6 protein-coding genes are annotated in these 4,025 nt (G+C 33.5%); all 6 read right to left on the minus strand.

What is annotated here, in order from left to right; all coding sequences use genetic code 11:
- Nucleotides 1–99: 99 nt before the first annotated feature.
- The 6 genes from DXD04_RS16470 to DXD04_RS16495 all read right to left on the minus strand — a co-directional run bounded on the left by DXD04_RS16470 (nt 100) and on the right by DXD04_RS16495 (nt 3,916).
- Complete coding sequence (locus DXD04_RS16470) at nt 100–849, minus strand: hypothetical protein (protein WP_117674211.1); 750 nt, start codon at nt 847–849, stop codon at nt 100–102.
- A gap of 91 nt (nt 850–940) precedes the next feature.
- On the minus strand, nt 941–1,390 hold the full coding sequence (locus tag DXD04_RS16475; protein ID WP_147330776.1) for a hypothetical protein: 450 nt from the start codon (nt 1,388–1,390) through the stop codon (nt 941–943).
- Nucleotides 1,391–1,455: 65 nt separating this feature from the next.
- The gene (locus DXD04_RS16480; protein WP_018712181.1) at nt 1,456–2,073 is read right to left on the minus strand and encodes a hypothetical protein; all 618 of its coding nucleotides are present in this window, start codon (nt 2,071–2,073) and stop codon (nt 1,456–1,458) included.
- Nucleotides 2,074–2,186: 113 nt separating this feature from the next.
- On the minus strand, nt 2,187–2,651 hold the full coding sequence (locus DXD04_RS16485; protein WP_117674208.1) for a hypothetical protein: 465 nt from the start codon (nt 2,649–2,651) through the stop codon (nt 2,187–2,189).
- A gap of 58 nt (nt 2,652–2,709) precedes the next feature.
- Complete coding sequence (locus DXD04_RS16490; RefSeq protein ID WP_117674209.1) at nt 2,710–3,486, minus strand: PoNe immunity protein domain-containing protein; 777 nt, start codon at nt 3,484–3,486, stop codon at nt 2,710–2,712.
- A gap of 82 nt (nt 3,487–3,568) precedes the next feature.
- Nucleotides 3,569–3,916, minus strand: coding sequence for a cyclopropane-fatty-acyl-phospholipid synthase (locus DXD04_RS16495; protein ID WP_117674210.1), 348 nt, complete (start codon nt 3,914–3,916; stop codon nt 3,569–3,571).
- Nucleotides 3,917–4,025: the final 109 nt, after the last annotated feature.

Here is a 4,025-nt window from a genome sequence, read left to right on the forward strand (position 1 = left end):
TCAATCGTTTTTTTTGTAATATCATCCATACTTTAATTATCTTTATTATTAATGGCTAAGCGGGAAACGCTGTAAGCGTTATCACGCTTTATTATAAACTCAATTTACTTTGCATGATTGGCTTTTGTTTACCCACCATTCCTGTTCTTCCACTTCACGAGCCTTTTGTATCTCGTCCGTTGTCAGATTCTCATTGTGATAGGCATTATATAGATTTTCCCAACCATTCTTACGATATTTCGGTGATACAACCCATTCTCCTGCATCATTAAACAGGCAGAAGTTTGCTGGAGTATCTGGTATGATTTCATCTGCCCAGGAACAGACTTTTGTCAGCCCCATTGCGGATTTCCACTTACCCCGATATTCAGATAAGTTCAATTTCAGTTCTGATATTTCATTTAGTCCTTTCTCTATTTGTTGTCCTCTCATCCGATACCCTTGTTTGAAAGAACCAGAGAATGTACCGCAATATCGTTTATCTCCGTATTCCTCAAACGAGTAATGCCCGTATATGAAACCGTCCACTTCCGTATATTCACTTTTTATTATTTGAGAACAGGAAGAAATGCTATCTATACAAACCTTTCCCTTAAACGGACATATTACGGACAATCGGGTACGACTGATACCAATTATCTCATATTCTCTACTATCCATTTTCCGAGCATCGGTAATATGAATGTCAATTCGGCTACAATCTTCTCCTAATATGCCAATCATGCTTGAATTGTCAAACAAGCCAGAAAGGTCTTGCTGCAAAATATCCGCTTTGTGATTTTGTGGATAGGCTACTCCACAAAACCAAAAGAATAAAAAGATACTGATATGGTATATTTTCTGTTTCATATTTTGCATTACTGTTTATAATGGTTTGGTGAGGAACAGCGTTCAGCTGTTATCTCGACCTTGTTAACATTCTATTTTTATTCTCATCAAATTATGGTATTTCCAAATTCATCTTCTTCATATATGCAGTATCTAATTCAGCTCCTTTCCAGTTTATGTCAGGAGGGAACTGTTTCCATCCGCCTTTGGGTGGTGCAAGCACCCATTTAGGAACAATGATATTTAAGACATTTGCATTGCCATGAAATACCGCTGAGAACATTATCAATACATGTGTATGAGACATATCTGTATTATTAAATTTACTTGTTGTTACAACATGTTTAATACTATCAACATAATAAATAAATCCTTTTTCTTTACTCGAACTCGAATTGATAATAACCCCATCTTTATAATAAGTTCCGATTGTATAACGAATATTATTGTCATTAAAATAATAGAACTTATCCATAAAGTAAACTATCGGCAATTGTAATAAAACACAAATGCAAATAATCCTAAGTATCCATTTTTTCTTTTTAGAGAGATTAATTTCCATAAATTTGATGACTCGTATTGCCCAATTGATGTTAATGGCTAAGCGGGGAACGCTGTCAAGCGTTATCACGCTTTGTTAGTTGCTTCGTTATTGTCTACCCATGCTTTGATTTCATTTGGAAAATGTTTATGAAACATTCTTATCCACAACTTATCGTTACACTTGTCGGGGATACAAGCATGAATGCACTCAAACCACTGGTCCCACATCCAATCAAAATCATCTTCCGGCATCATCATCCAAAGCAGAAAATCTTTTGGTTCCCAATCAGATAATTTCATAATATCCTTTTGCAGAACCTTACGCATGGATTGAAGTTGCTCTGTTGCTTCTTGACTGGTTATTTTTCCTTTCCAAAAATCAACAGCCGAGTGTGCAAAGTCATTTATCTGTTGGATAGTAGCATTAGGAAAATATTGTTTATCCAAATGCTCTACCATATCTTGCATAAAACATATTCGACGTTGATGCCATTGATGTTGGTTGTCATCTTCTATTTCATCTAAGATATACTTTGCCAACACTATAATTGCATCAAGTCCATGATTTTCTATTTTACCCCATTCGGTAGTATTCCAATCTGCTTGTGTTTTCACTTTATCATAGCAGACAGAGCATACTCCGTTTGGTAGAGTTATGGGATGTTTTCTGCAAATAGGGCATATTTTATCAACATTTTCCATTCTATTTGATTTTTAATTTGCAACTAATGGTTTGGTGAGCAACAGCGTTTAGTTGTTTTCTCGACCTTGTTATCAATATATTGTTATTAAATGGAATAATATTCACATAGAGATTATCTCTTTTTAGTGGATTTCTTACCAAACTTCATGAGCAGTTCTTTATAAGCCTGTGAGTATTTTTCTCCCCATACCATTTTGAAACATCTTCCTCGAGATTTGACTTTAGCATTTGAAAAATATTCAAATGCTTTCTGATATTCTTTCCTTTCAAAATAAACGATTCCGACAAAATAATCTTTTTGGCCAGAGTCAAAACGTCCACTTTCTACATAATTATATTTATCAAGAATATTTCCCCAATATTGGGCGCTTTCAAAATCATTTAATGTAATATAAATGACAACAATATCTAATAACACATGAAAAGCTAATTCTTGCGATAACTTAGGTTCCTCTAATTCATCCCAAATTTTTTTATCAATAGATAAAACTTTTTCGTAATCCTTATTTTTATAGTATGGACTAATTTCATTTGCCCATAAAATGATTGGATTATTTGGTGATAATTTATTTTCCATAATACTAAGAGAATTATATTATTGATAATGGTTTAGCGGGAAACGCTGTAAAGCGTTATCACGCTTCGTTAACATCATATTTAATTTCATTCCAGTGTACCATATCGTATGGATAGTAGGGCAATCCTTTCAAGCTACTATCATCCAGCTTCAAAACTTTAACCAAAGCACCGCTTTCAAAGCTCCAATAGCCGGAGTGTACAGATATATTTATCTTGTGCATGTTGTGCCATCCACAACCGGAATGACCTCTGTACCATTCTTGTGAAAGATATTTCTTTAACCTATTTACACTTAAAGTCTTATCTTTATCAGCAAACGAGATAACTTCCTTTGTCGCCGCATAAGGATGAGGAAATAAAAAATCACCGCTATTCACTGAAACATCTATTTTACATGTGTAGTGAAGAAAATAATTTATTAAGAAATCATTCAGTTTTTCCTTCTGGGAAACCATTGCTAATTTACAGAATATAGTATCTTCTACACCTAACAATATACCGATAGAAAGCATATTTACCATAAGAATATACCCATTGTCTTTATTCCATGCAATAGGCATCAACGAAACGATTTCTTTATATAGCGGCAATATCTTATTTATACTCTCTCCCATAGAATAAGTTGCAAGTAGATTATCATATTCATACATTAGAATTGTTTCATGCTTATTCTGAATAACTTCTTTGTTTGGAAGACTGTATAGTTGAATACCTTTATCCTCACTGTCTTTCAAATTCTGTATATCCTTTTTACAATCATCGATAAATTCCGTTTGCAACCTAATAAGAGTTGCAAAATTTTCTTTTGTACTAAACTTATCTCTTGCTTCCATAATGGTACACTGTCTTGATGTTAATGGTTTGGTGAGGAACAGCCTTAAGCTGTTATCTCGACCTTGTTAGCGTTAAACATATTTAGAGATTTTCAAACTCTACCATTTTTTTCTCAAGAAAAGAAATATCTCTAATAGCTTTTTCTGGATTTCTACTTCGATCTATTTTTCTTATCCAAGGAACAATTCCAAAACTATAGAATTTTCTTCCTTCTGCTGTTAAATCACTATGCTTTATCCCAGTTTCATCATTTACAGAATCACCATCGTTTAGAATAATTCTAGTAGTGAATTTATGGTTTTGCAAGAATCTTATCATTATTTCAAAGCGTAAATAAACCCTTTGAATATACTCTTCCGTTAATGGTGGAGTAGATTTCATTTGCGTTATCCATCCAACTTTTGTTATTATAAAATCTTCTGGTTCCATATTCTTATGCAGAGTCTTATGATTGTTTGCATTATCTCTTTTATCATATTCAACGCTAATGGTTTGGTGAGCAACAGCGTTAAGCTGTTATCTCGACCTCGTTAATAAT

The sequence above is a fragment of the Phocaeicola plebeius genome (assembly GCF_003437535.1).
Classification (GTDB): Bacteria; Bacteroidota; Bacteroidia; order Bacteroidales; family Bacteroidaceae; genus Phocaeicola; species Phocaeicola plebeius_A.